Origin of the sequence: Pseudomonas sessilinigenes (genome assembly GCF_003850565.1) — a bacterium.
GTDB classification, from domain to species: Bacteria; Pseudomonadota; Gammaproteobacteria; order Pseudomonadales; family Pseudomonadaceae; genus Aquipseudomonas; species Aquipseudomonas sessilinigenes.
Genome location: NZ_CP027706.1, coordinates 6,650,827 through 6,677,774, shown reverse-complemented (window position 1 = coordinate 6,677,774; position 26,948 = coordinate 6,650,827). Strand labels below are relative to the sequence as shown.

Here is a 26,948-nt window from a genome sequence, read left to right as displayed (position 1 = left end):
AGCCTGGCGGGAATGTCTTGCCAGTATTCAGGCGCAGCCTTCGTTAGATGGACTAGGGGAATCCCTTAGTCGCGGGGCAGGTGTCGTGGTTGATATCAGGCACCTGCCGCGAGGGCGAGGTGCCGGGTAGCGGAGATTACTGCGGGCTGGAGCGGCCGGTCATTTCCCGGGCCATTTCACTGGCGTAGCTGTCGGTCATGCCAGCGATGAAATCGATCATCCGCAGGAAAGACTTGTGCAAAGGCCAGCTCGGGTCCGGTGCGTTGTTACCCAGCAGGTCGAGGATCCGCCGGTTCTTGAATGAAGGCGTTCTGCCGCCATGTTGTTCCAGCGCAGCGCCACAGAAGGAGTTCAGGAGAATCTCCAGGGTGGTATAGGCGCCGATCTCGTGCAGGGTCTTGCGCTTGTCCTGGAAGATTTTCTTGCGGGCCATGTCCTTGGCGTTGAGTACGCAACGCTTGGCGGGGCCGTGCATGTGTTCCACCAGGTCACCGTGCAGGGTGCCGGCCAGCAGCGCGTCCTGCTGTTCGACGAAGGCACGGGCCGCCGCGTTGGTCAGGTGCTCGATGGCCTTGCCCCGCAGGATCGCCAGGCGCCGCCGGCGCGAATCCTCGGGGCCGAGCTGGCGGTAGGTTTCCGGCAGGTCGTCGCCTACCAGGCCGAGCAACAGGGATTCGACCTCGGCGTACTCCAGCAGGTCCATCTCCAGGCCGTCCTCGAGGTCGATCAAGGCGTAGCAGATGTCGTCTGCAGCTTCCATCAGGTACACCAGGGGATGCCTGGCCCAGCGTTGCTCCTCCAGCTGCGGCAGGCCCAGCTTGTGGGCGATCTGTTCGAGCAGGGGCAGTTCACTCTGGTAGCAGCCGAACTTGTGTTTCTTGTAGCCCAGGGCGTCGGCATGGTGCGCGGTCCAGGGGTATTTCAAGTAGGTGCCCAGGGTGGCGTAGGTCAGTCGGGTACCGCCATCGAACTGGTGATATTCCAGTTGGGTCAAGACCCGGAAACCCTGGGCATTGCCCTCGAAATTGAGAAAGTCCAGGCGCTCGGCCTCGCTCATCGCATCGAGCCAGCCACGCCCGGCCGCCTGCTGGAACCAATGGCGGATGGCATCCTCGCCGGAGTGGCCGAAGGGTGGGTTGCCGATGTCGTGGGCCAGGCAAGCGGATTGCACCACCATGCCCAGGTCACTGGGTTCGCACCACTCGGGCAGGGCGTTGCGCAGGGTCTCACCGACGCGCATGCCCAGGGAGCGGCCGACGCAACTGACCTCCAGGGAGTGGGTCAGGCGCGTATGGATATGATCGTTGCTGGATACCGGGTGCACCTGGGTCTTGCGGCCCAGGCGGCGGAAGGCGCCGGAAAAGATGATGCGGTCATGGTCTTTGTGGAAAGGGCTACGGCCAAGTTCTTCCGGGCTGTGCACTGGCTTTCCGAGGCGTTCGCGGTTGAGCAGGGTCTGCCAATCCAAGGCGGGTCTCTCCGAAGAAAACACAAAGTGCCCAGCTTCCGGGTTCCCGCGCTTGGCTGCAAGAGGGCGTAGGGGCTGCTGTGCAAGTAAATGCCGCGGATCGGCGCGGCGCAGCGATCGGCGGGTCGCTAGAGCCCGGCGGCATCGATATCGATCAGTAGCAGGCGCTGGCCGTTGGCGAAGAACTGGCCGGCGGTCAGGCAATACTGGTTGCTGGTGGCATCGCGATAGGTGCTGGAAAGAATCAGCCGGCGTTCCTCCCAACCTTCGGCCAGCAGGTGGTAGAAGTACGGGCGCCAGGACCAGTTGTGGCCGACATAGCTGGTGTCGACGTGCCAGGCGCCGTGGCGCCGTTCCAGGTTCGGAGTCAGCTGGGTGCCGTGGCGGTCGCACTGATAGAAGCGCAGTAGCCAGGGAAAGGCCTCGAGCCTGGGCAGTTGGCTGACGGGGGCCTGGGCCAGGGCCCATGGCTGCAGCAGGTTCATCAGTTGCGCCAATTGCTGGCGCAGGCGCATCAGGCGATGGCGCTCCTCGAGCTTGTCGCGCACATAGCGTTCGCGCAGGCGTGCGAAGGGCTGGACGAAGGTGTCGCTGGCAAAGAACCCTTCCTGGGCCTGGGCGAACAGGAAGCCCTGCACATAACGTGATCCGCATTCCAGGGCGAAGTCCAGCTCGGCTTCGGTCTCCACGCCTTCAGCGATGATCCAGCAGCCGGTTTTCTCGGCCATCTGCGCCAGGGCCTTGACCACATCGCTGCTGGGGCCGCCACGGGCCGCGGCCTGGAACAGCCGCATGTCGAGCTTGAGGATGTCCGGTTGCAGGGCCAGTACCCGGTCGAGTTGCGAGTAGCCGGCGCCGAAGTCGTCGATGGCGATCCTCGCCCCGGCCTGGCGATAACGCTCCACGACCTGGGCCAGGCGCTGGCTGTTCCCGCCCAGCTCGGTGATCTCGAAGACGATGCGTCGCGGATCGATGTGGTGGTGTTGCAGTTGCTTGAGGCTTGGCAGTGGCTGACCGGGCCGCAACAGGCTGATCCAGCGTGGCGAGATGTTCAGGCTTAGGAACCAGTCCTCCGGGGCCTGGTGCAGGCGCCGCAGGGCATCCTCGCGGATCTGGCGGTCGAGTCGGCGCAAGGCACTGGCCGGGGTGCGTGGTTCGCTGAACAACGGACCTACCGATACCAGTTGGTCGTTGCCCAGGCGCAGGCGCCCCAGGGCCTCGACCCCGGCGATGCGCCCGGTGGCGGTGTCGATGAATGGCTGGAAACAGGCGAGCGGTTGCCCGTCGATCACAAGGCCTCCTCATAGGGCGTCAAAACGGCATGGACCAGCACCTGGTTCAGGGCCGGTCCGGGTTGCTTAGCAAGAATGCAGCCAGATGAGGCTGATCAGGTTTTGCGCGAAGAGCCCTGCAACACCAGCTTGATCAGCGGCATCAGGCTGGTACCCAGGCGCACCAGGCGGGCAAGGCTGCTGGTGCCACCGTTCTTGACGCCCTTGCCGGTGATGAAGCCCAGCAAGGTCACCACTGCCACGCCCCAGAGAGGGGCGTGCTTGATGCCCAGGCCGTCCTGCCAGCTTTGTCCCAGGTTGCGCATGCGTTGCAGCGGTTGCAGCAGTTGCTGGGATTCGTGGCGGATCTCCTGGCGATGCATTTCCATGCGCAGGCGGATCAGGGCCTTGCGCATTTCCCGGCGGGAGCTGTTCTGTGGAATTTCAGGCAGGTTCATGGCAACAGGCGCTCCCGGTCATTGGCCAGCTCCTGAAGGGTGGCATGGAAGGGCGATGATTCGTCGAACACCGCCGATTTCAGGCGCAAGCCGCAGAAGATCGCTGCCAGGGCATAGAACACGCACAGGCCGATGATCCCGGCCAGGCGATAGCTGTCCCACAGCAGGATCAACACCAGCGCCGAGAGCCCTACCAGCAACAGCAAGGCGAATACCAGGGCCAGGCCGGCGAACAGCAGCAGGCTCACTGTCCGGGCTTTTTGCTCCTGCAACTCGATGCCGAACAGCTCGACGTGACTGTGCAGCAGGCCCAGGACCGCCGCTCCCAGGCGTCGTGAGGATGCACTCGGGCCATGGCCGGAGGCGTTGGATTCATCGATCGCCATATCAGCGCCGTGTCGCCAGCAGGCCAATCAGGAAGCCCACCCCGGCGGCGATGCCCACCGACTGCCAGGGATTGGCCTGCACGTAGTCTTGCGCGGCGGTGACCGCGGCCTGGCCACGCTGGCGCAGGGAGTCTTCGGTCAGTTGCAGGGTTTCCCGGGCCTTGAGCAGGCTTTCGTGGATCTGCTCGCGTAACTCGTCGGCCTGGTCGCCGGCCAGGGTTGCGGTGTGCTCCAGCAGACGTTCGGTGTCACTGACCAGTGCCTGAAAATCCGCCATCAGTACTTCTTGAGCCGTCTTTGCCGTTTTGCTGGCCATGCTGCTGCCTCCTTAAGTGGCTTGTGTGAGCTATGAGTATGAGCCCTGAATGAAGGTTCACTGTAATTGCCTGGTACAGCTTTTGCTTTGTCCTGGTGCGCAGGTTCTCGAGCCTGCGCTGAAAACGAGCGGGGAAAGCGCTGTGGACCGCGCAAACCCTGGCCGAGTGAATCACAACCCCAGGTCATTTTCTTGCGTGCGGCGCTGCTTACGGCCCCTTGCGCGCCAAAACGGTTCACCGGATACAGCTGTTGGGTGTCCGCGAGCCAACTTGGTGCAGGGGCGGCGTTGCAAGGCTTGCGCGAGCCGACGGCCATTACCGGATCTGCCTACTCCATGGAAAACCTGCAAAGCGCTGTGGACACCCTGGTCCACGGTTCCAACACCCTGTTCATCCTGATCGGGGCGGTCATGGTCCTGGCCATGCACGCCGGTTTCGCCTTCCTCGAAGTGGGCACGGTCAGGCAGAAGAACCAAGTCAATGCCCTGTCGAAGATCCTCAGCGATTTTGCTGTCTCGACCCTGGCCTATTTCTTTATAGGCTACTGGATCTCCTACGGTGTGAGCTTCCTGCAACCGGCCGCGGTACTTAGCAGCGATCACGGCTACGGCCTGGTGAAGTTCTTTTTCCTGTTGACCTTCGCGGCAGCGATCCCGGCGATCATCTCTGGAGGCATCGCCGAGCGCGCGCGGTTTGTCCCGCAATTGTGCGCCACGGTGCTGATCGTCGCATTCGTCTATCCGTTTTTCGAGGGCCTGGTCTGGAACGGCAATTTCGGCGTGCAAGCCTGGTTGCAGGTGCACTTGGGTGCCGGTTTCCACGACTTCGCAGGTTCCGTGGTGGTGCATGCCATGGGCGGCTGGCTGGCACTGGCGGCGGTACTGTTGCTGGGGCCGCGCCATGGCCGTTATCGCGATGGCAAGCTGGTTGCGTTCGCGCCGTCGAGCATCCCTTTCCTCGCCCTGGGCTCGTGGATCCTGATCGTTGGCTGGTTCGGTTTCAACGTGATGAGTGCCCAGACCCTGCAAGGCCTGAGCGGTTTGGTGGCGGTCAACTCGTTGATGGCCATGGTCGGCGGTACGGTCGCAGCGTTGATCGTCGGGCGCAACGACCCCGGGTTCCTGCATAACGGTCCACTGGCGGGGTTGGTCGCGGTCTGCGCCGGCTCGGACCTGATGCATCCGGTGGGAGCCCTGGTCACTGGGGCGATTGCCGGGGCCCTGTTCGTCTGGTGTTTCATCGCAGCCCAGGGCAAATGGAAGATCGACGATGTGCTTGGGGTCTGGCCTCTGCATGGGTTGTGTGGGGTCTGGGGCGGTATCGCCTGCGGGATCTTCGGCCAGAGTGCGCTGGGCGGGTTGGGAGGTGTGAGCCTGGCCAGCCAGTTGCTGGGCACCGCGCTTGGGGTGTTGGTGGCGCTGCTGGGAGGCTTTGCCGTGTACGGCCTGGTCAAGGCCGTTTGCGGGCTGCGCTTGACCCAGGAGCAGGAGTACTACGGCGCCGACCTGTCGCTGCACAAGATCGGCGCGGTCAATCAGGAGTAGGGCTGCAGGGTCGCCCGCCGGCCTGGCTCGTTGCCGTCCAGGACGCGCCCGCTGCGCCCTTAACCGCCCAGCAAGCGTGCTTCGCATGCTTCGATGGCACTCTGTGGCCCGGACACCAGGATGCGATCGCCAGCCTGCAGCTGCAGGCCGGGAGACAGGGGCAGGTCATGGCCGTGACGCTGCACGGCGCGTATGTCCACCCCCAGTTGCTCCAGGGCCAGGGACTGCAGCGGCTGGCTGCAGGCGTGGGCATCGGCGTCCAGGTTGACGGCGTGCATCTGCACCGTGGGTGGCTCGCGGTTGTCTTGGGTGTCGCTCTGGCCGCCGTGGTAGAAGCCGTGGAGCAGGTGGTAGCGGCTGTGGCGCACTTCATCCACCGTGCGTTGTACGCGTTGCTCGGGCAGGCCGAGCATGATCAGGGCGTGGGAGGCGAGCATCAGGCTCGACTCCAGCAGCTCGGGAACCACGGCATTGGCTCCGGCGGCCTTGAGCTCGGCCAGTTGGCTGTCGTCCCGGGTGCGCACCAGGATCGGCACGGCGCTGTCCAGGCGCCGGGCGGCCTTGAGTACGGTCAGGGCGATGTCGCTCTTGTCCACCGCGATCACCAGCAGGCGCGCCCGTTCCAGGCCGACCGCCGCGAGCAGATCGCCACGCCGGCAATCGCCGTAGTGCACGCAGCTTTCCGCCGCCGAGGCCTCCTGGACCCGCACGGGATCGTCGTCCAGGGCGATGTAGCGCAATTGCTCGTGGCGCAGGAAGCGCCCGATGGATTGGCCGACCCGGCCATAACCACAGATCAGGACATGGCCCTGCAGCTGGGCATTCTGTGCGCTGATCTCTTCCAGTTGCGCGGCCTGGTTGGGCTTGCGATGCAAGCGCGTGGTGAGCAGCGGAGCGGCCCGCAACAGCAGCGGCGTCAGCAGCATCGAGCAGAAAGTGGCGGCCAGCAGCAGGCTGCTGATTTCTGCCGGGATCATCTGGCCCAGTTGCATCTGGGCCATCAGGGCAAAGCAGAATTCACCGCCCTGGGCCAGGGCCAGGCCGCTGCGCCAGGCGGTTTCACCGTCGCTGCCGCGCAGTTTGAGCAGGGCGGCCACCACCGTACCCTTGATCAGCAGCAGGGCCAGGGTCAGGCCGATGATCAGCAGGCTGTGGTCGATGAACAGTTGCAGGTCGATGAGCATGCCGATGCTGACGAAGAACAGCCCCAGGAGGATGTCGCGAAAGGGTCGGATATCGGCCTCGATCTGATGCCGGTAGTGACTTTCCCCCAGTAGCATGCCGGCCAGGAAGGCTCCCAGGGCGGGCGACAGGCCCAGCAGGTGGGTCAGCCAGGCGGTCAGCAGGACGATCACCAGGGCCAGCAGTACGAACAGCTCGGCGGAGTGGGAGGCGGCGACTTCATGAAATAGCCGTGGCAGTAGCCAGCGGCTGGCCAGCAGCAGGCCGACGAACAAGATGACCGTCTTGCCCAGGGTCGCCGGCAGGGCCCAGTACCAGGCCTGCTCGGCATTGCCGGCGAACACCGGAACCAGCGTCAGCAGCAGTACTGCGACCACATCCTGGAACAGCAACACGCCGATGGCATTCTGGCCATGGCTGCTGAAAATCTCGCCGAGGCTGGTCAGCTCCTTGCTGACGATGGCCGTGGAAGACAGCGCCAGCCCCGTACCGAGCATCAAGGCCGAGCTCAACGGCATGCCGAACAGTGCCAGGAGCGCGCCCAGGACCAGGCCGGTACAGGCCACTTGCAGGCTGCCGAGGCCGAACACCACGCGGCGCAGAGCGAGCATTTTCGACAGGGAGAACTCCAGGCCCAGGGAGAACAACAGGAACACCACGCCCAGTTCCGCCAGGTCCGGCAGGTCTTCGCTGTCGTTGACCCAATCCAGGGCCGTAGGGCCGACCATCAGCCCCACCGACAGGTAACCCAGTACCGGTGGCAGGCTCAGGCGCCGGAACAGCGCAATGACTACCAGTGAGGAGGCGAGAATGATCAACAGATTGGCAAACAACGGCGATCTCCGGACGAGGGGCGAGCAGGGCAAAGCCTAGAGGCAAAAAAGCCAGGAGGATCGCTCGAGCGACGCAGGGTCGCGCTGACACAAGTCATTCTTTATCGAGAATGTCTCATCTTCACGAGCCTTCGCTATGCTCAGACACTGTCGATGCACGCTGTGCACGCAACATGGGGCCACGCATGGCCGTGTCTTTGCCAAGGTCTGACGGGCCCTGCCAGTGAGGAGCCGGAGAGGTATATGGAGCGTCTGTATTCACTGCAAGGGTTGCGTGGTGCCGCGGTCCTGGGCGTGGTGCTGTTCCACATGATGTCGGTGGAGACCAAGTATTCCGGTGGCGATACCTTGCTGCCGGTCTTTCTGGATTTCTTCCAGCTCGGGGTCGACCTGTTCTTCGTCATCAGCGGGTTCGTGATGGTGATCGTCAGTCGCGGACGTTTCCAGAAAAGCGTCGAGACCCAGCGCTTCCTGTTCAACCGGCTATCGCGGATCTATCCCACCTACTGGTTGTATTTCTTCATCACCCTGGGGGTGTACCTGTGGCAGCCGGCGTTGGTGAACAGCTCCCACGGCGGTTCGAACCTGTGGATGTCCTTCCTGCTGTTGCCCAATGACCGGGTGCTGCTGGTGATGGTGGCCTGGTCGCTGTTGTTCGAGTTGTGGTTCTACCTGATGTTCACCCTGTTCCTGTTCTTCAAGGAGCGGCTGCTGCCGTTGATCCTGTTGTCATGGGCGGCGGTACTGGTGCTCTTCAACCTGTTGCAGGACTGGCAGGATTACTCCCCGGCCTTGAAGATCATGCTGCATCCCTATGCATTGGAGTTCATCGTCGGCAGTGCCCTGGCCCTGTTCTTTTATGGCCCGCATAGCGCCAGGGTGCCTGCGGCGCTGGTCTGGGGAGCGCTGGCGGCGGCCTTGCTGGTGGGGTTCCCGTTGATCTACGCCAATCGGCTGTTCCTGACCGAGGGGCTGCCGAGAATGCTGGCAGTAGGACTGACCTTCGGCACCCTGGTGCTGTCCCTGGCGTTGCTGGAGCGGCGGCAACTGATCCGGATGCCGGGATTTTTGACCGCCACTGGCGACATGTCCTACACCATCTATTTGTCCCATCTGTTGGTACTGGGCGTGGTGGGTCGGGCCTGGCAGGTGGTGGGTGCGTGGCCGGCCAGCTATGTGGATAACCTGGTGTTCCTGGTGCTGATGATGGCGGCGGTGGTCTGTTATGGCTGGGTGGGCTACCAGTTCTATGAGAAGCCTATCCTTGATAGGGCTACGGCCTACTGCAAGCGTCGTTTCAGCTCGAGCACCAAGCGCAAACACTACGATCCGGTGTAGACCGGGATTCCTCCTGCCTGTTCGGGTAGCCATTTCATGTCGAAAGTCCTCAACGGAAATCTCGATGCCCTCAAGGTCTTGCTGGCCGTCATGGTCGTGCTGCTGCACTGCAAGCTGTTGGGGGGGAACTACACCTGGGCCGGCTATCTGCTGTGCAACGGCCTGTTCCGAGTGGCGGTGCCGACCTTCTTCATCATCAACGGCTACTACCTGTACCAGACCCTGGAGGGCGGGCATTCCTTCGGCCAGTGGTTCAAGCGGGGCTTGCTGATCTACCTGTTCTGGATGCTGGTCTACAGCCCGCAGTACGTCGATCCGGCGACCATCGCCAGTATCGGCGGGATATTGGGAGTGCTGAAGAAGCTGCTGATTGGTTATTTCCACCTGTGGTATCTGCTGGGCATGCTCGGTGGTGGCCTGATATTGCTGATGTTGCGCAAATGGCGTTCGGGGGCCTTGATCGGCCTGGCGCTGGTGGCGTTCCTGATTGGCCTGTGCCTGCAATACGCGCGGGTCTACTTCGAGTTGCCCAATGCTTTTGTCCAGCACTTCAACCAGAACGACTACACCGCGCGCAACTTCCTGTTCATGGGGTTTCCGTTCATGGCCATCGGTTTTCTGTCTGCCCGCCACCAGCTGGCGCAGCGTGTTGGCCGGCCAGTCCTGTGGGGCTGGCTGATCCTGGGACTGGTGTTGATCCTGGGCGAGGCGGCGCTGAATTTTGCACTTCGGGCCGATGTCGAGCAGAACTTCGATTTTCTCGTATCGCTGCTGGTGATCGCCCCGGCGCTGTTTTTGCTGCCCCAGGCCTACTTCAGGGCCAGCCACAGCAGTTACCCCGCGAAGTTGTCGTCGGCGGTGTATTACGTGCATCCCTGGTTCGTCTATGGCGCACTGTCGGCAGGGCTGGCCTACGGCAACCAGATGGCACTGCTGGTGCTGGTGTTGGCGTTCGCCGTGGCACCGCTGCTGATCCTGGCCAGCCGTCGAGTGCGATTCATTCTTTGACCCTGGCGGGTCGACGGCTTTTTCCTTCAGGTTCTACAATGGGCGCCTGTTCCCCAATTCAACGGTTGTCCCGCGATGCCCCCTGAATGCCAATTGTTCGGCACCCTTGGATGCCACCTGTGCGAACTGGCCGAGGCCGAGCTGATGCCGCTGGTGGAGCACGGCCTGCTGGTCGAACTGGTGGACATCGCCGAGAGCCAGGAGCTGTTCGAAACCTATGGCTTGCGCATCCCGGTGTTGCGCCGGGTGGACAGCGGCGCGGAGCTGGGTTGGCCGTTCGACGCTGAACAAGTGGTAGCCTTCCTGCGCTGAGCCTGGCCTTGGCACCCGGATGCTTCCGTTGGTCGCCCCTGGTTGGAATTCATTGGCGAGATTCGATGATTCGTTTACTGTATGTCCATACAGTTATCGAGGAGCCTCGTCATGTCTCTCACCTTCCTGACCGCTATCGAACGCTCGCAACCCTTGCCAGCCCCCATCCTGGAGCTGGGCGCCAATGATCATGCCCCGATTGCCCATGAGCCCACGGGCAGCGGATTTTCCCTGGACCGGACCCTGGGGCTCGGAGCCCCGCAAATTCATGGCTTGCTGGTGGACGATGACAACCTGCTGGGGTTCGGGATCTATCCCGGGGACCGGCTGATCGTCGATCGTTCGGCCGCACCGGTGGTGGATCAGTACCTGGTGGTGCGGCCCGAAGGTGATGTCGAGTATTCATTGCGCCTATTGGCTCCCGACCCTCGCGGTGGCCTGTTGCTCAAGGCGGCGCGGCCTTCAATCCCTTCCATTGTCCTGGACGATCTGGACTCCATAGAGATCTGGGGCGTTGTGCTGTGGGTGGTCAGTTATGTCGGGCACAAGCAGCCCTGAAGGATGGGGCGCAGTCCCGGAATCGTTAAAGGAATAAATGATGGTCAATGTCGAACAACTTAAAAATAGCGTGAACAGCATGTCCACCGATGTGGTCCGTGAGGCGGTGCTTGAGCTACGCCTGGATGGGCTGGTGACTGAAGGCAAGACACCCTTCAACAAACTGCATTTCAATACCTGCTTCGCCGAGATCGAAGCCCTGTTCCAGCGCGCTGGCTATCATCGGCAACTGGATGTGGTCGGGTATCAGGGACTGCTGTATGCCCTTTACGATCCGGGGCGGTGGGAGGCGGTAGATGTACTGCGCTGGCTCAAGGAGTTTACTGAGGCGGCTGCACAGGCCAGGCAGTCTTGTGCCTGAACGGGACAAACTGTTCCTAGGCTGTGGGGGATCGCTGTTGGATAATGCCGTTTTGGATCGATCCCTCGAGTTTTTGTATGTCTTGCGCGAGTTTTTCTGCGGCACAGCATCAGGCCAGCACCTTGTACCTACCCCCAGGTTCTTGGGCGACGGTGCTGGACTGCCTGTGCGATCACTTCAAGGCCATCAGCCGTGAACAATGGCTGGACCGTATCGCTCGTGGCCGGGTACTGGATAGCCAGGGCCAGCCCATCGCCCTGGAGTTGGGTTATCGCGAAGGCCTGCGTATCCACTATTTCCGGGAAGTTCCGGACGAGAAGGTGATCCCGGTCCAGGAGACGATCCTGCATGTCGACGAACACCTGGTGGTAGCGGATAAACCGCATTTCCTGCCGGTGACCCCGGCGGGGGAATATGTCGAGCAGACCTTGCTTCGGCGTCTGATCCGGCGCCTGGACAATCCTCATTTGGTGCCTTTGCATCGCATCGACCGGCACACGGCGGGGTTGGTGCTGTTCTCTGCCAACCCCGATAGCCGTTCGGCCTATCAGGCGCTGTTTCCGACCCGGCAAATAGAGAAACGTTACGAAGCCATTGCCCGGGCCTTGCCGGAGCTGGCTTTTCCGCTGCTGCATAAAAGCCGGTTGGTGGATGGGGAACCGTTCTTTCGCATGCAGGAGGTTGAAGGTGTAAGTAACACCGAGACGCTTATCGATGTCCGGGAAAAGCATGGCGACTTGTGGCGCTATGCCCTGTACCCGGTAACGGGCAAGAAGCACCAGTTGCGGGTGCATATGAGCGCCCTTGGCGCAGCGATCGCCAATGATCCGTTCTACCCCGAGGTGCTCAAGGACGTCGAGGATGACCTGGGCCAGCCGTTGAAACTCCTGGCCCAGGGCCTGCGCTTCACTGATCCGCTGACTGGGCAGGCGCGTGAATTCGAGAGTCGCATCAGCCTCGACTGGTGAGCTTGCCCTGGGCCCAGAAACGACAAAACCCGCTATAGGCGGGTTTTGTCGCTTTCAGATCGACAGTCGTCAGTCTTACAGTTCTTTGACGGTACGGACCTGATCCTTGTTGATACGAGTCCGCTTGCCATCCAGCTGTTCGAATTCGTAGAAGCCGGAATCCTTGTCGAACTTGGGAGTATCTACGGCCTGGATTTCGCGACCGTCATTCAGGGTGAGCACTGTCGGCGAGGCGCAGCCGGCGAGAGTGGCCAGGCCCAGTGCGAGCATGAGAGTGGCGAGGGTCCGTTGAGTCATTGTGTGTCTCCGAAATAAGTACTTTGAGTGCTGGTCTTCAGACGTATACAACGCCTGCAAGTTCCTTGGCCAGGGACATTCTGCCACGTTGCCGGGCAGATCGCAGGCGTTCGCTGATTGCAAGCGGCGCATTGTGCCTGATTGGCCGTGGCTGGGAATCATCGGCCGATTACTGGAGAGGCGCCGACGCTCCAAAGTGCTGTGATATAACACCGGCCTGTTTCCCCCATCACTGGACCGAGCCTATGAAAGCCAAGGCTGATGTACCTTTTGCTCCGCTGAACATTGCGGTATTGACCGTCAGCGATACCCGAACCCTGGAGACCGACACCTCCGGACAACTGTTCGTCGATCGCCTGAGTGCCGCAGGCCATCGCCTGGCGGAACGGGTCCTGCTCAAGGATGACCTGTACAAGATCCGCGCCCAGGTCGCTACCTGGATCGCCGATGACCTGGTACAGGTGGTACTGATCACCGGTGGCACCGGCTTCACCGGTCGTGACAGTACCCCGGAGGCCGTGACTTGCCTGTTGGATAAGCAGGTCGATGGTTTTGGCGAGCTGTTCCGCCAGATTTCCGTGGCAGATATCGGCACCTCCACCGTGCAGTCGCGGGCCTTGGCCGGTTTGGCCAATGGAACCCTGGTGTGTTGCCTGCCAGGCTCCACGAATGCAGTGCGTACCGGTTGGGACGGCATTCTGGCCGAACAACTGGATTCACGGCATCGACCCTGCAACTTCGTACCTCACCTGAAGCAGGCGGCCCCCTGTGAATCCCGTGGGTAAGCCAGGCAAGCTCGGTGCGTTGATGCCCGTGGAAGAGGCACTCGAGCGTCTGCTGGCAATGGCCGAGGCCTCGGCGATCACCGAGCGTGAGCGCCTGCCTTTGGCGGCCACCCATGGGCGGGTACTGGCCGAGCCGCTGGTTTCCAGCCTGGACCTGCCGCCCTGGCCTAACAGTGCCATGGATGGTTATGCGCTGCGTCTTGAAGACTGGAAGGGGCTTCCCCTACCGGTCAGCCAGCGGATTTTCGCCGGGCAGGCGCCAGAGCCGCTGCAGCCTGGAACCTGCGCGCGGATCTTTACCGGTGCTCCGGTACCGGCCGGCGCGGATTGCGTCGAGATGCAGGAAAATGCCCAGGTCCAGGACGACCAGCGCGTGCTGTTCACCGAGCCTCTGAAGCGCGGGCAAAATATCCGTCCCCAAGGCCAGGAAACCACGGTGGGGGAGGAGGTCCTCGCTGCCGGTACCCGCCTGGGGCCGATCGAGCAGGGCCTGGCGGCATCCCTGGGATGTGCCGAGTTGGAAGTGGTTCGACGGGTTCGTGTGGCGGTGTTGTCCACCGGCGATGAACTGGTGGAACCGGGCCAGTCCCTAGGCCCGGGACAGATCTACAACAGCAATCGGGTACTGCTATGCAGTTGGTTGCAGCGCCTGGGGTGTGAAGTGCTGGATGGCGGAATCCTGCCCGACGATCTGGAAGCGACCCGCCAGCGCCTGGCGGATCTCAAGGACGTTGACCTGATCCTTTCTACCGGTGGCGTATCGGTGGGCGAGGCGGACTTTCTTGGCTTGGCCCTGCGCGAGGCCGGTGAATTGGCGCTGTGGAAGCTGGCGATCAAGCCAGGTAAGCCGCTGACTTTCGGGCATTTTCGTGGAGTGCCGGTGATCGGCCTGCCTGGCAATCCTGCATCGACCCTGGTGACTTTCGCCTTGCTCGCGCGGCCTTACCTGCTTCGGCGCCAAGGTGTACAGCAGGTCCAGCCCCTTCGTTTCGAGGTCGCAGCCGGATTCGCCTGGCCCCAGCCGGGTAATCGTCGCGAATATCTACGAGGGCGCATGGAACAAGGGCGGGCGATCATCTATCGCAACCAGAGTTCGGGTGTCTTGCGCAGTGCAGCATGGGCGGAAGGCCTGGTGGAGGTGCTCGAAGGCCGGACCCTGGTCGAAGGTGATCAGGTCAGTTTCATTCCCTTGAGCGAGTTGCTGGACTGAAGCCTGGAGCAATGGGCCCGCTCGAAGCGAGCCCATTGCAGCCAGCTCAACGTAACAGTAGCAAGAGCAGCAGGCCGAAACGGCTATGAAACCCCCAGGTCACCAGGCCGGCCACTAGCGACGCGGCCAGGGCCAGCCAGGCCACGCGCTTGAGTGTCGATTGCAGCCTGGAATGTGGGGGATGCGATTCGTAGCGTTCCTTGGCTGGGCTGCCTGTGAGCCAGGCGTTTCCTTTAATGGGGTTGAGTGGTGTGTGCGATCCTGGATAAAGCCCCTTGTCGTTCATGACGTTGTACTTCCCTGTTGGAGGCGTCAGCGCCTGTCGGTCACAGTCACTGATCGGCACCAGCGGATCAATCAGGGCATTTCGCTTTTTTGAGTCAGAAAAGTTACGGCAGCGTCCTGGCCTGCGCAGAAGCATAGGGCCCGTTCCAATAGCCCTTGTACATTCCCAGTCTTTTCTTCAGGCCTAGGGGGAGATAGCGTTCCTGCTGGCTGAGTTTATAGGCGAACAATTTCAAGGCATTGCGTAGCAGCGACCCTGGCCATTGCAGCAATCGATCGCCGCCAAGGAACTCAAGCTCGGATCTGACATAACGCAAGCCTTCGCCGCCGGCGCCGCCGAAGGCCTGGCGGATCCATGGCTCGCGGGCGTGGAAGACGCCGATGTCGAAGTAGCGACGGAACTCTTCCTTGAGGCTGTAGTTGTGTGAATGGCGGCAGCAGGCATGGCCTTCATAGGCCACCTTCCAACCCGCCAGGAGCATCTTGGCGCCTACGTACATGTCCTCGGAAAGAATCACATGGTTGGGAAAACCGCCCACCTGCATCAGTGCCTCGCGACGATAGGCCGAGAACGAGTTGGACATGAAGGCGGTCTTGATACCCAGCGTCGGTACATCGGCCAGGCTCTTTACCTGGGAGGTCGGCGGGTAGTTGAACAATCGCGCATGGGTGGCCAGGGGGCTGGCATCCAGATGCGGCAACTGGCGCCCGCATACCGCACCGACTTGCGGGTCGGCGAAGGGCGCGACGATGTTGGCGATGCCCTCGGCATCGGCCAGATACGCATCCTGGGTCATGAAGACATAGACGTCGTAGTCGGCATTGCGCTCCACCATCAATTGCCGGGTGCCGCCGTGATTGAAATCGCGACTGTCGATGCGCAGTACGTTGGCACAACGGGACATGGCCAGCTCGTAGGTGCCATCGCTGGAGCTGGAATCCACGATCAGGGTGTCGAAGACGGCACTCTGGATGGCCAGGGAATCCAGGAGCCGGGACAAGTCCCGGCAACCGTTGTAGGTGGGGATCACACAGGCCACGCGCAGTGTGGACATGATCGTTGCCTCCGGTTCAGGTCGGGTTCTGGCGCCAGGGGCGCAACCAGGCGGCCAGGCCCAGCAATAGCAACAGGCCGCAGGCGCTGCTCAAGCCCAATTGCCAGGCGATCGAGGTCAATGGATGCAGGAGCAGCGCTGCCAGCAACATGCCGCACAGGCCAATCAGCCAATGGCTGCGCCACGGCAGCAGGCCCAGCAGTTGCTGGCGCCGCATCAGCAACAAGCCGGTGAGCAGCACGCCACAGATGGCCGCCAGGGCGATGCCGATCAAGCCCAGGAAATACGGTAGTGCGGCCAGCAGCAGGGCGTTGAGCAGGCTGCCGGCCAGCTCGCAGTTGAGGGGCATGCGGGTATCTCCCGCCGCATAGGCATAGCGTGCCAGCAGCGCATTCCAGGCGCCGAACATCAAGGGCACCGAGAACCACGCCAGTAGATGCGGCAGGGGGCTGTCGGCGGCCTGGGATGGCAGCAACAGGTGCACCAGCGATGCCGCCGCACCGATCAAGCCCACCACTGCTGGAATGGTCAGCAAGGTGGCACTGCTCAGGCCTTTGCGCAACAGATCCAGGCGCTGCTCCCCGGAACTGCCGCTCATGAGGCCCAGCAGTACCTGGTTGAGGCTCATCAGGGCGATCAGAGGCAGGTTGATCAGCTTGCGTGCAAGGTTGATCCAGGTGACAGCCCCTTCACCCAGCAGCGAGGCCGCCATGCGTTCCAGCAAGGCCAGGCCCTGGCTGGCGAGGTTGCTGCTTAGCAACGGACCTATGCGTTGCAGCAGCTCGCGACCGGCCCCTGGCGCTCCCTGAAGACGCCAGGGACGCCAACCATCGCGCAGCACGGAGGGCAGCAGCACGCTGGGCATCAGCAGGCTGCCCAGCACACAGGCGGCCGCCAGCCCGCTGGGGCTGGCGGCATGCTGCATGCTGGCCAGGTAGAGCACGGGTGGCAGGTTGAACAGCAACGAGCCCAGCCCTGCCAGGACAAAGCGCGAGCGCGCCTGCAACGGGACGCAGAACAGGCTGTGCAGGATGAACCCCGGGGCGCACCAGGCCAGCCAGTGCAGGCCACCGCTGGCCAGGGCATAACCGTCGCTGCCAAGGCCCGGGCCGATCAGGCGTACCCAGAGGGGGGCGCCAAGGCTGAGCAGGCCAGCCAGCAGCAGGCCGCAGAGCAGCAGGCGCGGTGCCAGGGCGCTGAGCCAGGCCTGTTGTTCCGAGGGCGAGCGCTGTTGATACAGCGGCAAGGCGGCAGCGCTGAGCAGGCCGGCAGCCAGGGCCATGCGCAGGGCCTCGGGCAGGAACATCGCCACCAGGAAGCCGTCGCTCTGGCCACCGGCGCCCCAAGCGGCCACCAACAGCCATTCCCGGGCAAATCCCGCGGCAAGTCCGGTCAGGGTGGCCAGGGTCAGCCACAAGGTTGCGCCGAACATGGAAAGCGTTTCAGTGGAACAAAGTGAACAGGCCTTTGCCGCCCACTTTGTAGTTGAGGTCGCGGCAACGTTCGCCCTTGATCGCGGCATCCGGGCCGCTGACGATGGCATAGGGCGGGATTGGCTTGGACACCACCGACTGGCCACCGACCACTGCGCCCTCGCCGATCTCGGCGCCGTAGGACAGCAGGGCGCGACTGGCGATCCAGGCGTAGTCATGGATATAGATCGGCCCGCCCACCGCCCAGAACTCCGGCTCCTTGAGGTCATGGCCACCGGCGATGATCAGCACGTGGGACGCAATGGTCACGTGATTGCCGATGATCAACCCGCCGCGGGCATCCAACTGGCAATGCCAGGCCACGGTACTGTCCTGGCCGATGCGCAGGCTGTCGATACCCAGCACTTCGGTGTTGCGCCATACCGTGGAGCCCTTGCCGATCTTCGCCCCGCCCATGCGCAGCCAGAGCAGGCGCAGGGTGTGGCTGGGGATCTTGCAGATGAGGATGTTGTACATCTGCTCCCAGGTGCGCAGCATGCGGTCGCGCAGGGTCGGCCAATTGATCCCGTACATGGGAATCAGCGCCCCTTTGACTTCGCGGCCCAGCAGGGCATAGAAGCGCCGGGGCAGGGGTGGTTCGATCTTCGACTCGATGTTCAGGTAGCTGACATACGTGAGGATGTTGCCCTTGAGGGGTTGCTCGAAGATCACGTCGTTTTCCAGCATCCACTGATAGGCCGCTTCCAGGTCCTCGAGGCTTACGCCCATTTTCTGCGCATATTCGGGCAGCGCCTGTTTCAGGTTCTGCGAGTGAAAGAGGCGATGTTTCATGAATGGATTCCTGAGCTGGGGGATTCTGGAGTGGTGCCGGCTGCCGCGGCATTGGCCTTGAGTCGCAAGCGCCTGGCCTCATGCAGGTTGAGGCCCAGCAACAACCAGAACAGGGCCACCAGTACCTGGGTGAAGCTGAAATAGTGGTCGAACAGGCCGCTGATCAAGGCGGCACTCAGGCCTGCGCCACTGCCGAGCCAGAGGGCGTTGTCGCGGGTCAGGCGTACCTGCCGCCCGGGGGCGCGGGTTTCCCGCCACCAGCTCCAGATCACCGCGACGAACAGCAGCATGCCGGGCACGCCGATCTTGTAGATGTAGTTCAACCACAGGTTGGAAATCCCCCACAGGCCGGTACCGGGAACGGGTGGGTCGACCTTGAACCCGATACCGAAGGGGAACATCGCCATGGCTGCCGGGAAGTGCGAGTACTCGTCGACCCGGACGCTGGTACTGGCGTCGTTGGAGGTGAACAGGGTCAGCAGGCGATCCTGCAGCGGCGGATAGGACATCAACAGCAAGGCGCCCAGCACGAAGCCGCCCATGAGCATGCGCCCGGTATAGGGCACCCGCTGGCGAGCCATCCAGATCAGGACCACCAGCAAGCTCAGCAGGGCCCCGCGTGAACCCGACAGCAGCAATCCGGCGGCCCCCAGCAGCGCTACGCCCAGGCCCAGACGACGCTCCCAGCCGGTACGGGTCAGGCCGAAGCAGAAGGCCAGGGGCAGGGTCAGCGCCATGGCGCCGCCAGTCACGTTGGGGTGCATCCACGGCGATCCCATGCGATTGGACAGGGCGCTGAGGCTGTCGCCAAGCACGGCGATACCCCCGTAGCCGAGTTTTTCCAGGATCGGCGTCATGGCGGTCGCGGTGCCGTTTTTCAGGAATACCGGAATCGACAGCAACAGGAGCAGCAAGGTGCCCAGCAACAGTCCGCAGACCAATTGCTCCCGGGCCTTGTTGTCCTGCAACAGCCGCGGCACCAGGAACAGCGCCGACAGGTTGAGCAGCCAGCGCACCCAGTTCACCGGCCCGTTGCCTTCGGCGTTCACCGTCAATTGGCCAATGATGAAGGGCAGGGCACTGAAGGCCATCAGCGCCAGCAACAGCTTCTCGGTGCGCAACAGCCGCGGCGGACGCGGCAGGTTGGAAAACAGGTTCTGGGCCAGGACGCTGGCCCAGACCAACAACAGCAGGGCCTCGGAAATCGTGGTGCGCAGGCCGATCTGCACCGTGGAGTAGGGCAGGAAGGTCGCCAGTGCGGCGAACAACAGCAGGCCGCGCAAGGGGTTGCGGATCACGGTCACCACGGCAGCGATGCCGACCATCAGTACCAGCACCTTGAGGGCAGGCAGCAGCCAGGCCAGCACGCCGAATACCAGGCTGAAGACCAGCGCCAGCGGCAAGGCAATGGGCATTACTTGAGCTCCTCGAGCAGTTCGTCCAGGCGTTGGCGATAAGCGCCTTGGGCATAGCCTGCGGCCCAGGACTCCAGCGCCTGGGGATCGCCCTTGGCGCTGTTGGCCAACTGCACCATCAGTTGGCTCAGGGCATCACTGTCGGTTGGCGAGAAGCGCGGGCTGTCCGCCGGGGTGATCTCATCCAGTGCCGAGCCTGTGGCCACTGCCACCGGGGTACCGACACTCAGGGCCTCGATCACCGGCAGGCCGAAGCCCTCGGCATAGGAGGGTTGCCATAGGCGTTGGGCCTGGCGGTAGACGGCATGCAACTGGTCGTCGCTGATGTCACTGAGAAAATGCAGGCCGGGCACGCTCTGCAGTTCGCTGGGCAAATGCTGCGCCGCACCGATCAGCACCAGCTCAGGAACGTCGGCCGATTGCTGGCGCGCGGCCTGCCAGGCGGCGACGAACCAGGGTATGTTCTTGCGTGGCTCCCGGGTACCCACGGCCAGCCAGTAGCGTTCGGGCAGTTGCAGGTCCTTGATGTCGACCGGCTCACCGGTGAAGCCGGGTACCAGGTTCGGTAGCACCCGCACCTTGTCCCGGGCGCTGGGGAACAGTTTCACCAGCTCGTCGGCGGTGTATTGCGAAGGTGTCCAGACACGGTCCGCCTGTTTCACCGAGTAGCCGATGGAAAGCTGGTCGCTCAGGCGATAGAGGCGCTCCTTGAGCTTGGAGCCATGGCTGTTGCTCAGGGTCAGTTGGAACAGGTCATGCAGTTGCAACACATAACGCAGGCCCTGGGGTTTCTTGCCCAATGGCAGGCCCATGTTGAAATTGCAGATATAGACCTCGACACCCGCTTCGCGCAGGGCACCGGGCAGGAATCCACCCTCGAAGCGCAAGCGCCCGGGCAGGCGGTGGACTCCTTGCAGTGGCGCCCCCCAGCGCGGGCAATGCACCCGGCGGCGCAGGGGATGGTCTTCCGGGGCCAGGCCGAACAGTTGCAGGCTGACCTGCGGGTTGGCTCGCAAGGCGTCTTCCAGCGCCAGGTTCTGCCGGCCGATACCGGTGTTGCTGTAGCCCGCGGCGGGGCGGTAATCCAGACCTATGCGCATACGGACACTTCTTCTTTTTTGACAGAGGGGAGTTGGTCATAGACCGCTTCGAGCTGGGCAGCGGCGGCGCTCCAGTCATGCTTGGCCACCACATAGTCGCGCCCGGCGGCGCCAATGCGTTGCAGGCGCTGTGGTTCGGCCAGGGCCTGGACCAGGAGCTGGGCCAGGGCGCCGGGGTCCTCGCCGCCCAGGTAGTGCTGGCCATTCTCGACTTGCAGCCCCGAGACACCCTGGGCGGTGGTCACCACTGGCAGGCCGGCAGCCATGGCCTCCAGGACCTTGAGCTTGGACCCGCCACCCTGGCGCAGTGGCGCGAAGAACAGCGTTGAACGCCGTTGCAGCTCCCGCAGGTCGGGGACGAAGCCCTGCCACTCGATACGGGCGTCGCTCCAGCGTTGGCGGAAACTGTCCGGCAGGGCATAGCCGCAGATGGCAAAGCGCACTTGCGGATTGATCGCCCACAGGCGCGGCATGATCTCGTCCAGGGCCCACTCCACCGCGTCCAGGTTGGGGCTGTATTCATAGTTGCCGATAAACAACAGGCGCTGGCTGGCCAGGTCCGGCTGGACCGAGGCGTAGTGCCCGCAATCCACGCCATTGACCACTACCGCAGACGGCTTGCCACTCAAGTGGGTCAGGGTTACGGCATCCTGCTCGGTCACGGCGACGACCCTGGCCGCTTGCTGGAATACGCGTTTTTCCCAGCGCCGATAGCGCCACTGATCATAGAGAGTGAAGGGCTTGGACCACGCGGGAAGGCGGTCGTAGCTGGCGGCGCCCAGGGCCGACTCGACATTGTGCTCGGTGAGAATGAAGTCTTGCCCATGCTGGCGCAGCGGTTGTTCAAAAGGTTGGAAGCTGTAGCTGTGTTCGATCTGGATCACATCCCAGTGCTCGCGCAGCAGTTCATCAAAGCGCTGTTGCAGCGGCTCGGCCAGGCCATTGATCGTGGCGAGCATCGGATAAGGAGCGAACAGCACCGCCAGCAGGGTCTTGAGGCTGCGCAGGGGGCGACGCGGCAGCACGATCAAGCGTTCCAGCCAGGGTTCCAGGGCGGCGCGCGAGGCTTCGTCCAAGGGAGTCTTGGATTGCACCAGCAAGGTGATGCGATGCCCGCGGGCAGCCAGGGCCCTCAGCAGGTGATATTGCCGGGTCTTGCCACCGCTGGTGGCTGGCCAGGGCAAGTAGGGTAGGGTCCAGAGGATCTTCATGCTCACCACACCAGAAGTTGCAGGCTGGTTTTCAGCGGTACGTTGAGGCCCTGTTGCCCACTCAGGTCGGTCCGGGTACCGGCCAGTGGATCGTGCAGCGTGGCGGCATTGAGGCCGGGCACTTGCAGGCTGCTGCCACTGGCGCTCCAGAACATCCAGACGTGGGAGCCATCGGGGCGGGTCCAGGCCATGCTGTACAGGTCGTCGGGGGCGTTGCTCAGGGTCGGTGGGTCGTCCGGGGCCAGGCTCGGCCCGGTGGTATCGAGGAAATACTTGAGGGCGTTGTACACAGGCTTGGGCTCGCCACTCAGGTCCACCAGGCCGTAGGACTGGTCACGATTGGTGGCCCTGGCATCGAGATCGCTCAGGTTGAACAGGAAGATGCGCTGATAGTCCATGGTCGCCATCAGCGCCAGCCGGCGCAGGGTGTAGTCGGCCTGGCCGCTGGTCCCGATCATCGCCTGCATCTCGGGGACGCCGGTGGTATAGCTCGACCAACCCCATTCGGTGGCCCAGACCTGCTTCACGCCCTTGCCGTGCAGGGCACTGTTGAGGAAGTTGCCGCGGCTCAGGAAGTCCTTGGCGGCGGGATCGTCCCCTTCGGGGTACTCGGAATAAGGGTGATAGGCCGCGATCAGGTTGTCGCCGGCCAGGCCCTGTTGCAGCAGGTTCTCGAGCATCAGCCCCGGGGTACTGCGCATCTGGCTGTAGTAGGCCATGCCGGCGGTGGCCACGGGCTTGTCGGGGACTGCGGCGCGGATCGCGGTGCTGGTGGTACTGAGCAACTGGTCGTAGGCGCTGGGATCTTCCTTGGGCAGCCAGACGATGTTCGGCTCGTTCCAGACCTGCCAGGTGTTCACCTGGGGATAACGCTGGGCGAGCATCTGCATGCGCTGGGCGAAGACGTTGAAGTCCTTGGGCGGATATTGGTCGGACGGTGCCGCTCCGGCCGGTACGTTGGCAGCGAAGGGCGCCGAGCCGACCATGTAGGCCAGGATGTTGTAGTGGCGGCTCTGCATGGCGCTCATCACGGCATCCAGGCTATCGAGCTGCAGGCTGTTTTCCACCGGCTCGATCATTGCCCAGTGAATGGACAAGCGGACCCAGTTCAGGCCCAGGGCATCGAGCCGGTCCATCTGTTCCTGATAGACGCTCGGGGCGAAGTACTGGAACTGCGCATTGACCCCGAGGAAGTCCTTCCACACCACCGGGCGCGGGCCACGCAAGGTGTTGTCCGCAAGAGCCGGCCAGGCGAGGACGGCCAGGGTGGCCAGCAGCACCGGTAGGCCCGATCTACGTGACATAGGCATGGGCATTGCCTCCACAGGCGTCGGCGAACACGCGGGCAAAGCGCTCGGCGGTGTGGCTCCAGATCCGCCGCTGGCCGATGATCGTGGCGTGCTCGGCCCAGCGTTCCACCAGCTCCGGGCTGGCGCACAGGTGGCTGAGCTCGGCGGCCAGGGCCGCGACGTTGCCCTGGGGAAAGATCACTCCGTTGTTCTGGGCCACTTCCTCGGCGAATGAACGCGCATCGGAAGTGATGGCTCCGCGTCCACAAGCGACCGCCCAGGACAAGGCCCCGCTGGTACCGCGCAATGTACCCAGCAACTTGAGTTTGCTCGACTCGCGGTACGGCAAGACCATGACGTGATGGGCCTGGATGACCTTGGGGATGTCGGTGGCCGGCAGGTCGAGCTGCCAGTCGATACTGTCCTGCAGGTTCAGGCGGCGGATATGTTCGCGCAACTGCTCCAGGTAGCTGCCGGCGTTGCCGAAGGCCATTTCCGGCTCGCTGCCGCCGGCCAGGGTCAGGCGCATGCGCTGGCGTATGTCGGGTTGCTGGGCGAAGGCCATGGCCAGGGCATCCAGCAAGTCCTCGATGCCCTTGCCACGGTAGATGAAGCCGAAATACAGGAGTTTCAGCGGGGATGCCGGCGGTAGGGGCTGGGGGGCGATTGCCAGGTTGCCGTGGGGGATCACCACCATCTGCTCGGCGCGCAGGCCCATGCGTTGGCGCAGGCATTCACCACCGGCGTGGGTCAGGGTGATCAGCCGGTTCAGGCTGCGGGCCAGCTTTCTTTCCTCGTACAGGCAGATCGGATCGGCCAGCACCGTGGCAATCTGGGGCAATGGCGAAGGCAGGTTGCTCGCCAGCGACAACGGCCAGGGCAGCTTGGCCCGACGCCAGACCAGGCGCTCGGGATCGTGCACCGTGGCGCTCAGGGGCAGGCTGGGAAAACGCTGGCGCAAAGCCTGGAGGGCATGAAATTCCGCCAGCCGGCCTCCGCCGAGTTCGGCATGGACCAGGTCGATGCCTTGCCAGTCGACCTGGTCCACGCGCTCGATGGCACGTTGTGGATCGTTGCCTACTCCCTGCAGTGGCGTGCTGACCTGCAACCCCTGGTCCTGCAACGCCGCGCGCAGGTGTGCGGCATAGTCGGCAATACCGTTCTGCTCGGGGGGCATGGGGGCCAGCACGGCGATATGCATCAGTGGGGGCTCCTGATTCGCGCCATGAAGTTGAGCACGTTTTCCGGGATACCGAAGCGGCGACGGTTGAGAATGATGCCGTCGACCCGCTTGAATGCAGTGTTGAGGATCGACAAGGCGTTTTGCAGTATCGGCACCGTGGTGGTTTCGGCTTCGATGATCAGGGCGATGAGGTCGGCCTCGCGCAGGCTGACGAAGGCTTCCTGGTTGGAGAAGAAGCCGGAGGCCTCCAGCAGTACGATTTCACCCGGGGCTGCGTTTGGCGAACCATCGACCCGTACGGTGTGGCCGCGCTCTTGCAGCAGGTCGCGCAGGTGCCCGGTGACAAAGCTCACGCCTTCGCCATGGCGAGCCGAGGTCAGGCCGATCACCAGGCCGCGCTCGGCCACCTGTTTCAACGGCAGTACGCCATACAACCGGTAGAGGCTGGCGGTGAAGGCACTGTTGCGCTGTGGCAAGTGGCTGTGCAGGTCTTGCAGGCTGCTCCAGACCTTGACGCCGAAACGCTCCTCCAACTGGTCGCCATCGTGGATGCGCTGGTCCAGCAGGTAGAAGAAATACAGGGCCAGAAGGCCTACCGCCAGGCTCAGGGGAATGGCCACCAGCAACATGGTCAGGCTCTTGGGGAAGATCCGGCTGGGCTGGAAGGTAGCTTCTTCGATCACGGCGATGTTGCTGATCTGGCTCTGGTCCAGTTCGCGGTCGATCCGTGCCTTCTCGGTGCTGTCGCTATAGAGGGCGAAGCTCTTCTCGGCGGCACTGAGTTCGCGTTGCAGGCGTGCCAGCTCAGGTTCCAGGGCGAGCGCCTGGCGCCGGTCCTGTTCCAGCTTGAGCAGCTGGCTTTCCTGTTGGGCGGCTTGGGTCTGCAGGCGGCTGAGGCTGGCCTGTTGGTCGGCGAAGCTGTTCTGCAGGCGGGTGTAGACCGGGTTCGGTGCCAGGTTCTCGCTGCGTTGAACGGTTGCGTTCTCGGCCCGCAACAGGGACTGCAGGTTGGCGATCGCAGCATCCATGGCACGCACCGGCGGCGCCCCTTCCTTGAAGGTGCGAAGCATTTCCTGGCGCTCGATCTGCTTGGCGTTGATCCGTTGCTGCAGGTCCTGGCGATCAGGGTTGAGGCTCATCTGGCGGCCAATGCTGATCTCTTTCTTCATGCTGTTGAGCTGGTTCTGGATGGTGTCCAGGCCACTCTTGGTGGACGCCACCGCCCGGGTGGTATTGAGGTGCTCACCCTTGAGGTTATTGAGGTTGCGCGAGATATCGTTCAAGCGCTCCTCGATGCTGACGGCGCCCAACTGGTTCAGGTAGTCGGTGATTTGTTTCTTGTAGCCGAGGATGCGCTGGTTGGTGCTGGTGCTTTCACCTTCATAGAACGCGTAGAGGCTCTTGCGCCCCAGGGTTTGCGCGCGTTCTTGCTGGTACTGCTCGATCCAGCTCTTGACCACGGTCTGGGCCACTTGCGGGTCGTTCCAGGTGAAGCTCACCTCCATCACTGAAGAGCCGGCGACATGGGTCACGCTGAAGTTCTTGAGCATGCGTTCGGTCAGGCGTTCGACCGGGGTTTGCTTCTCCACCAGGCCCACCAGTTGCAGCAGCCCGCGAAACAGATCGGCGATGCCTTCCACGGCACTCTTGAGCGCGTTCTTGATGGTACCCAGCACGCCACCGGGCTGGGGTTGGCGGGACAGGTCGTCGAGATACTGCTGCGCGACCTTGCGGGCAATGGGGGCACCGGTGAGGATGCGCTCCTCGTCGAGGATCGGGTCACGCTGGGCACTGGGGATCACCACCGCCTGGCGATCGGAGATCTCGATCGGCAGGGTGCTGGTATCGCGCCCTGGCTTGACCAGCAGCAACGCGGTGGATTCGAAGCGGTTGGGCAGCAGGAAAGCACCCAGCACGATGATGATGAAGGTCACCAGGACGGTGATCTTCACCTCACGCTTGAAGATGAAGAACAGTCGCAGCAAATCGCGAAAGGAACGGATATTGATCATATGGGCAGTCCTTGGCGATCAATTGCTGGATTGGCGGTTGATTTCGTAGCTCGCCCCGATACCGATCGACTTGGTGAACGGAATCAGCTGGTTGAGGTACACATCCACCCATTCAATGCCGTTGCCGACGCTGGACTTGGGCACGAACACCACGTCCCCACGTTGCAGCAGCACCGGTGGCGTCCCGGCGTTGCCGGCGATCATGAACTTGCGATAGTCGAAGAAGTAGGTCTTGTAGCGACCGTCCTCGCCTTCGCGCAGCAGGGCGATATTGCGGCTGTCGCCTACCGACAGCAGGCCCCCGGCACCGACGATGGCCTGCTCCAGGGTGGTGGTCACCGTGACCGGCAGGGATACCGGGTTGCGTACCGAGCCACCGACGAACACGGTGTTGCCCGGCGCCTGGTTGATGTTCACCGTCAGCGCCGAGTCCTGGTAGACGTTCTTCAGCTTGTTTTCCAGGACCTGGGTCAACTGCTGCGGGGTCAGCCCCGCGGCCTTGATCTGGCCGGCGTAGGGGTAGGAGAAGGTGCCGTCGTTAAGCACGGTGAACAGCGTCAGCTCGTAGATCGAGTTGGCGGTGAAGGCCGAGATCGACGGAGCCTCACCGGTGTTGCGGACGATGCGCAGGGTATCGCCCGGGCGAATCCGCTGCGGTGGCAGCGGCTTGCCGGCCAGGGCTTCACCGGCTCGGTGGCCCGCCTGCAGGTCCTGGCTGGGAGGTAACTCCACTTTCGCCGGTATGGAACAGGCGCACAGTATGAGGACACTGGAAATCAGCAGCAGTCTTTTCATCGAGCGGTCTTCCTGGCGTGCATAGTTACAGCTCCCTGTCGGG

At 63.0% G+C, this 26,948-nt stretch carries 27 protein-coding genes; 9 read left to right on the top strand and 18 right to left on the bottom strand.

The window, feature by feature from the left end:
• Positions 1–136 precede the first annotated feature (136 nt).
• From C4K39_RS30390 to C4K39_RS30370, 5 genes are all read right to left on the bottom strand, one after another.
• The gene (locus tag C4K39_RS30390) at positions 137–1,468 is read right to left on the bottom strand and encodes a deoxyguanosinetriphosphate triphosphohydrolase (protein ID WP_068581612.1); all 1,332 of its coding nucleotides are present in this window, start codon (positions 1,466–1,468) and stop codon (positions 137–139) included.
• 128 nt (positions 1,469–1,596) lie between these two features.
• Positions 1,597–2,760, bottom strand: coding sequence for an EAL domain-containing protein (locus C4K39_RS30385; RefSeq protein WP_124348215.1), 1,164 nt, complete (start codon positions 2,758–2,760; stop codon positions 1,597–1,599).
• A gap of 95 nt (positions 2,761–2,855) precedes the next feature.
• Positions 2,856–3,197, bottom strand: coding sequence for a hypothetical protein (locus tag C4K39_RS30380; protein ID WP_068581607.1), 342 nt, complete (start codon positions 3,195–3,197; stop codon positions 2,856–2,858).
• Positions 3,194–3,583 (bottom strand): phage holin family protein, encoded by a 390-nt coding sequence (locus C4K39_RS30375; RefSeq protein WP_068581605.1) that lies wholly within the window; start codon positions 3,581–3,583, stop codon positions 3,194–3,196. Before C4K39_RS30375 ends, C4K39_RS30380 begins: the two co-directional genes overlap by 4 nt.
• Before the next feature lies 1 nt (position 3,584).
• A complete protein-coding gene (locus C4K39_RS30370) occupies positions 3,585–3,899 on the bottom strand; it encodes an ElaB/YgaM/YqjD family protein (protein ID WP_068581604.1) in 315 nt (104 codons plus the stop codon).
• Between the two features lie 336 nt (positions 3,900–4,235).
• On the opposite strand from C4K39_RS30370, the gene C4K39_RS30365 reads away from it, so the two are divergent.
• Entirely contained in the window at positions 4,236–5,444 is a 1,209-nt protein-coding gene (locus tag C4K39_RS30365; RefSeq protein WP_068581600.1) for an ammonium transporter, read from the top strand.
• Between the two features lie 59 nt (positions 5,445–5,503).
• Here the strand turns inward: C4K39_RS30365 and C4K39_RS30360 are convergent, their stop codons facing one another.
• Complete coding sequence (locus C4K39_RS30360; RefSeq protein ID WP_124348214.1) at positions 5,504–7,459, bottom strand: monovalent cation:proton antiporter family protein; 1,956 nt, start codon at positions 7,457–7,459, stop codon at positions 5,504–5,506.
• 243 nt (positions 7,460–7,702) lie between these two features.
• Between C4K39_RS30360 and C4K39_RS30355 the strand changes: the two genes are divergently transcribed.
• The 6 genes from C4K39_RS30355 to C4K39_RS30330 all read left to right on the top strand — a co-directional run bounded on the left by C4K39_RS30355 (position 7,703) and on the right by C4K39_RS30330 (position 12,004).
• Entirely contained in the window at positions 7,703–8,797 is a 1,095-nt protein-coding gene (locus C4K39_RS30355) for an acyltransferase family protein (protein WP_068581595.1), read from the top strand.
• A gap of 36 nt (positions 8,798–8,833) precedes the next feature.
• The gene (locus tag C4K39_RS30350; protein ID WP_124348213.1) at positions 8,834–9,805 is read left to right on the top strand and encodes an acyltransferase family protein; all 972 of its coding nucleotides are present in this window, start codon (positions 8,834–8,836) and stop codon (positions 9,803–9,805) included.
• Between the two features lie 75 nt (positions 9,806–9,880).
• A complete protein-coding gene (locus C4K39_RS30345; protein ID WP_124348212.1) occupies positions 9,881–10,117 on the top strand; it encodes a glutaredoxin family protein in 237 nt (78 codons plus the stop codon).
• A gap of 111 nt (positions 10,118–10,228) precedes the next feature.
• A complete protein-coding gene (locus C4K39_RS30340; RefSeq protein WP_068581588.1) occupies positions 10,229–10,675 on the top strand; it encodes a S24 family peptidase in 447 nt (148 codons plus the stop codon).
• Positions 10,676–10,715: 40 nt separating this feature from the next.
• Positions 10,716–11,036, top strand: a complete 321-nt coding sequence (locus C4K39_RS30335) for a transcriptional regulator (RefSeq protein WP_068581585.1) — start codon at positions 10,716–10,718, stop codon at positions 11,034–11,036.
• A gap of 77 nt (positions 11,037–11,113) precedes the next feature.
• Complete coding sequence (locus tag C4K39_RS30330; RefSeq protein WP_068581580.1) at positions 11,114–12,004, top strand: pseudouridine synthase; 891 nt, start codon at positions 11,114–11,116, stop codon at positions 12,002–12,004.
• 75 nt (positions 12,005–12,079) lie between these two features.
• On the opposite strand, the gene C4K39_RS30325 is transcribed toward C4K39_RS30330, so the two are convergent.
• Entirely contained in the window at positions 12,080–12,301 is a 222-nt protein-coding gene (locus C4K39_RS30325; RefSeq protein ID WP_068581576.1) for a YgdI/YgdR family lipoprotein, read from the bottom strand.
• Positions 12,302–12,546: 245 nt separating this feature from the next.
• On the opposite strand from C4K39_RS30325, the gene moaB reads away from it, so the two are divergent.
• A complete protein-coding gene (moaB, locus tag C4K39_RS30320; protein ID WP_068581573.1) occupies positions 12,547–13,086 on the top strand; it encodes a molybdenum cofactor biosynthesis protein B in 540 nt (179 codons plus the stop codon).
• Positions 13,087–13,108: 22 nt separating this feature from the next.
• Entirely contained in the window at positions 13,109–14,296 is a 1,188-nt protein-coding gene (locus C4K39_RS30315; RefSeq protein ID WP_164487375.1) for a molybdopterin molybdotransferase MoeA, read from the top strand.
• A 46-nt stretch (positions 14,297–14,342) separates the two neighbouring features.
• On the opposite strand, the gene C4K39_RS31925 is transcribed toward C4K39_RS30315, so the two are convergent.
• The 11 genes from C4K39_RS31925 to C4K39_RS30260 are packed head-to-tail and all read right to left on the bottom strand — an operon-like array spanning position 14,343 to position 26,905.
• Positions 14,343–14,717 carry a hypothetical protein gene (locus C4K39_RS31925; RefSeq protein WP_225926505.1) on the bottom strand — a complete coding sequence of 125 codons (375 nt, stop codon included), beginning with the start codon at positions 14,715–14,717 and terminating at the stop codon, positions 14,343–14,345.
• Positions 14,686–15,636: a glycosyltransferase family 2 protein gene (locus C4K39_RS30305; RefSeq protein ID WP_068581566.1), complete on the bottom strand. Its 951-nt coding sequence runs from the start codon at positions 15,634–15,636 to the stop codon at positions 14,686–14,688. The genes C4K39_RS31925 and C4K39_RS30305 overlap by 32 nt, the downstream gene beginning before the upstream one ends.
• Positions 15,637–15,652: 16 nt before the next feature.
• Positions 15,653–17,068 carry a lipid II flippase MurJ gene (locus C4K39_RS30300; RefSeq protein WP_124348211.1) on the bottom strand — a complete coding sequence of 472 codons (1,416 nt, stop codon included), beginning with the start codon at positions 17,066–17,068 and terminating at the stop codon, positions 15,653–15,655.
• A gap of 10 nt (positions 17,069–17,078) precedes the next feature.
• Positions 17,079–17,900 (bottom strand): acyltransferase, encoded by an 822-nt coding sequence (locus C4K39_RS30295; RefSeq protein WP_068581560.1) that lies wholly within the window; start codon positions 17,898–17,900, stop codon positions 17,079–17,081.
• Positions 17,897–19,315, bottom strand: coding sequence for an O-antigen ligase family protein (locus C4K39_RS30290; protein WP_124348210.1), 1,419 nt, complete (start codon positions 19,313–19,315; stop codon positions 17,897–17,899). Before C4K39_RS30290 ends, C4K39_RS30295 begins: the two co-directional genes overlap by 4 nt.
• A complete protein-coding gene (locus tag C4K39_RS30285; protein ID WP_124348209.1) occupies positions 19,315–20,415 on the bottom strand; it encodes a glycosyltransferase family 4 protein in 1,101 nt (366 codons plus the stop codon). The genes C4K39_RS30290 and C4K39_RS30285 overlap by 1 nt, the downstream gene beginning before the upstream one ends.
• A complete protein-coding gene (locus tag C4K39_RS30280) occupies positions 20,406–21,626 on the bottom strand; it encodes a glycosyltransferase family 4 protein (protein ID WP_124348208.1) in 1,221 nt (406 codons plus the stop codon). Before C4K39_RS30280 ends, C4K39_RS30285 begins: the two co-directional genes overlap by 10 nt.
• Before the next feature lie 2 nt (positions 21,627–21,628).
• Positions 21,629–22,930 carry a cellulase family glycosylhydrolase gene (locus tag C4K39_RS30275; protein WP_124348434.1) on the bottom strand — a complete coding sequence of 434 codons (1,302 nt, stop codon included), beginning with the start codon at positions 22,928–22,930 and terminating at the stop codon, positions 21,629–21,631.
• Entirely contained in the window at positions 22,920–24,116 is a 1,197-nt protein-coding gene (locus C4K39_RS30270) for a glycosyltransferase (protein WP_068581547.1), read from the bottom strand. The genes C4K39_RS30275 and C4K39_RS30270 overlap by 11 nt, the downstream gene beginning before the upstream one ends.
• On the bottom strand, positions 24,116–26,110 hold the full coding sequence (locus tag C4K39_RS30265) for a GumC family protein (protein WP_124348207.1): 1,995 nt from the start codon (positions 26,108–26,110) through the stop codon (positions 24,116–24,118). Before C4K39_RS30265 ends, C4K39_RS30270 begins: the two co-directional genes overlap by 1 nt.
• A gap of 18 nt (positions 26,111–26,128) precedes the next feature.
• Positions 26,129–26,905 carry a polysaccharide biosynthesis/export family protein gene (locus C4K39_RS30260; protein ID WP_124348206.1) on the bottom strand — a complete coding sequence of 259 codons (777 nt, stop codon included), beginning with the start codon at positions 26,903–26,905 and terminating at the stop codon, positions 26,129–26,131.
• Positions 26,906–26,948: the final 43 nt, after the last annotated feature.

What these genes read in the sequence shown, in the direction of transcription:
- C4K39_RS30380 (WP_068581607.1), bottom strand. Translation starts at nt 3,197, where the DNA reads ATGAACCTGCCTGAAATTCCACAGAACAGCTCCCGCCGGGAAATGCGC.
- C4K39_RS30375 (WP_068581605.1), bottom strand. Translation starts at nt 3,583, where the DNA reads ATGGCGATCGATGAATCCAACGCCTCCGGCCATGGCCCGAGTGCATCC.
- C4K39_RS30370 (WP_068581604.1), bottom strand. Translation starts at nt 3,899, where the DNA reads ATGGCCAGCAAAACGGCAAAGACGGCTCAAGAAGTACTGATGGCGGAT.
- C4K39_RS30365 (WP_068581600.1), top strand. Translation starts at nt 4,236, where the DNA reads ATGGAAAACCTGCAAAGCGCTGTGGACACCCTGGTCCACGGTTCCAAC.
- C4K39_RS30355 (WP_068581595.1), top strand. Translation starts at nt 7,703, where the DNA reads ATGGAGCGTCTGTATTCACTGCAAGGGTTGCGTGGTGCCGCGGTCCTG.
- C4K39_RS30350 (WP_124348213.1), top strand. Translation starts at nt 8,834, where the DNA reads ATGTCGAAAGTCCTCAACGGAAATCTCGATGCCCTCAAGGTCTTGCTG.
- C4K39_RS30345 (WP_124348212.1), top strand. Translation starts at nt 9,881, where the DNA reads ATGCCCCCTGAATGCCAATTGTTCGGCACCCTTGGATGCCACCTGTGC.
- C4K39_RS30340 (WP_068581588.1), top strand. Translation starts at nt 10,229, where the DNA reads ATGTCTCTCACCTTCCTGACCGCTATCGAACGCTCGCAACCCTTGCCA.
- C4K39_RS30335 (WP_068581585.1), top strand. Translation starts at nt 10,716, where the DNA reads ATGGTCAATGTCGAACAACTTAAAAATAGCGTGAACAGCATGTCCACC.
- C4K39_RS30330 (WP_068581580.1), top strand. Translation starts at nt 11,114, where the DNA reads ATGTCTTGCGCGAGTTTTTCTGCGGCACAGCATCAGGCCAGCACCTTG.
- C4K39_RS30325 (WP_068581576.1), bottom strand. Translation starts at nt 12,301, where the DNA reads ATGACTCAACGGACCCTCGCCACTCTCATGCTCGCACTGGGCCTGGCC.
- moaB (WP_068581573.1), top strand. Translation starts at nt 12,547, where the DNA reads ATGAAAGCCAAGGCTGATGTACCTTTTGCTCCGCTGAACATTGCGGTA.
- C4K39_RS30315 (WP_164487375.1), top strand. Translation starts at nt 13,109, where the DNA reads ATGCCCGTGGAAGAGGCACTCGAGCGTCTGCTGGCAATGGCCGAGGCC.
- C4K39_RS31925 (WP_225926505.1), bottom strand. Translation starts at nt 14,717, where the DNA reads ATGCTTCTGCGCAGGCCAGGACGCTGCCGTAACTTTTCTGACTCAAAA.
- C4K39_RS30305 (WP_068581566.1), bottom strand. Translation starts at nt 15,636, where the DNA reads ATGTCCACACTGCGCGTGGCCTGTGTGATCCCCACCTACAACGGTTGC.
- C4K39_RS30300 (WP_124348211.1), bottom strand. Translation starts at nt 17,068, where the DNA reads ATGTTCGGCGCAACCTTGTGGCTGACCCTGGCCACCCTGACCGGACTT.
- C4K39_RS30295 (WP_068581560.1), bottom strand. Translation starts at nt 17,900, where the DNA reads ATGAAACATCGCCTCTTTCACTCGCAGAACCTGAAACAGGCGCTGCCC.
- C4K39_RS30290 (WP_124348210.1), bottom strand. Translation starts at nt 19,315, where the DNA reads ATGCCCATTGCCTTGCCGCTGGCGCTGGTCTTCAGCCTGGTATTCGGC.
- C4K39_RS30285 (WP_124348209.1), bottom strand. Translation starts at nt 20,415, where the DNA reads ATGCGCATAGGTCTGGATTACCGCCCCGCCGCGGGCTACAGCAACACC.
- C4K39_RS30280 (WP_124348208.1), bottom strand. Translation starts at nt 21,626, where the DNA reads ATGAAGATCCTCTGGACCCTACCCTACTTGCCCTGGCCAGCCACCAGC.
- C4K39_RS30275 (WP_124348434.1), bottom strand. Translation starts at nt 22,930, where the DNA reads ATGTCACGTAGATCGGGCCTACCGGTGCTGCTGGCCACCCTGGCCGTC.
- C4K39_RS30270 (WP_068581547.1), bottom strand. Translation starts at nt 24,116, where the DNA reads ATGCATATCGCCGTGCTGGCCCCCATGCCCCCCGAGCAGAACGGTATT.
- C4K39_RS30265 (WP_124348207.1), bottom strand. Translation starts at nt 26,110, where the DNA reads ATGATCAATATCCGTTCCTTTCGCGATTTGCTGCGACTGTTCTTCATC.
- C4K39_RS30260 (WP_124348206.1), bottom strand. Translation starts at nt 26,905, where the DNA reads ATGAAAAGACTGCTGCTGATTTCCAGTGTCCTCATACTGTGCGCCTGT.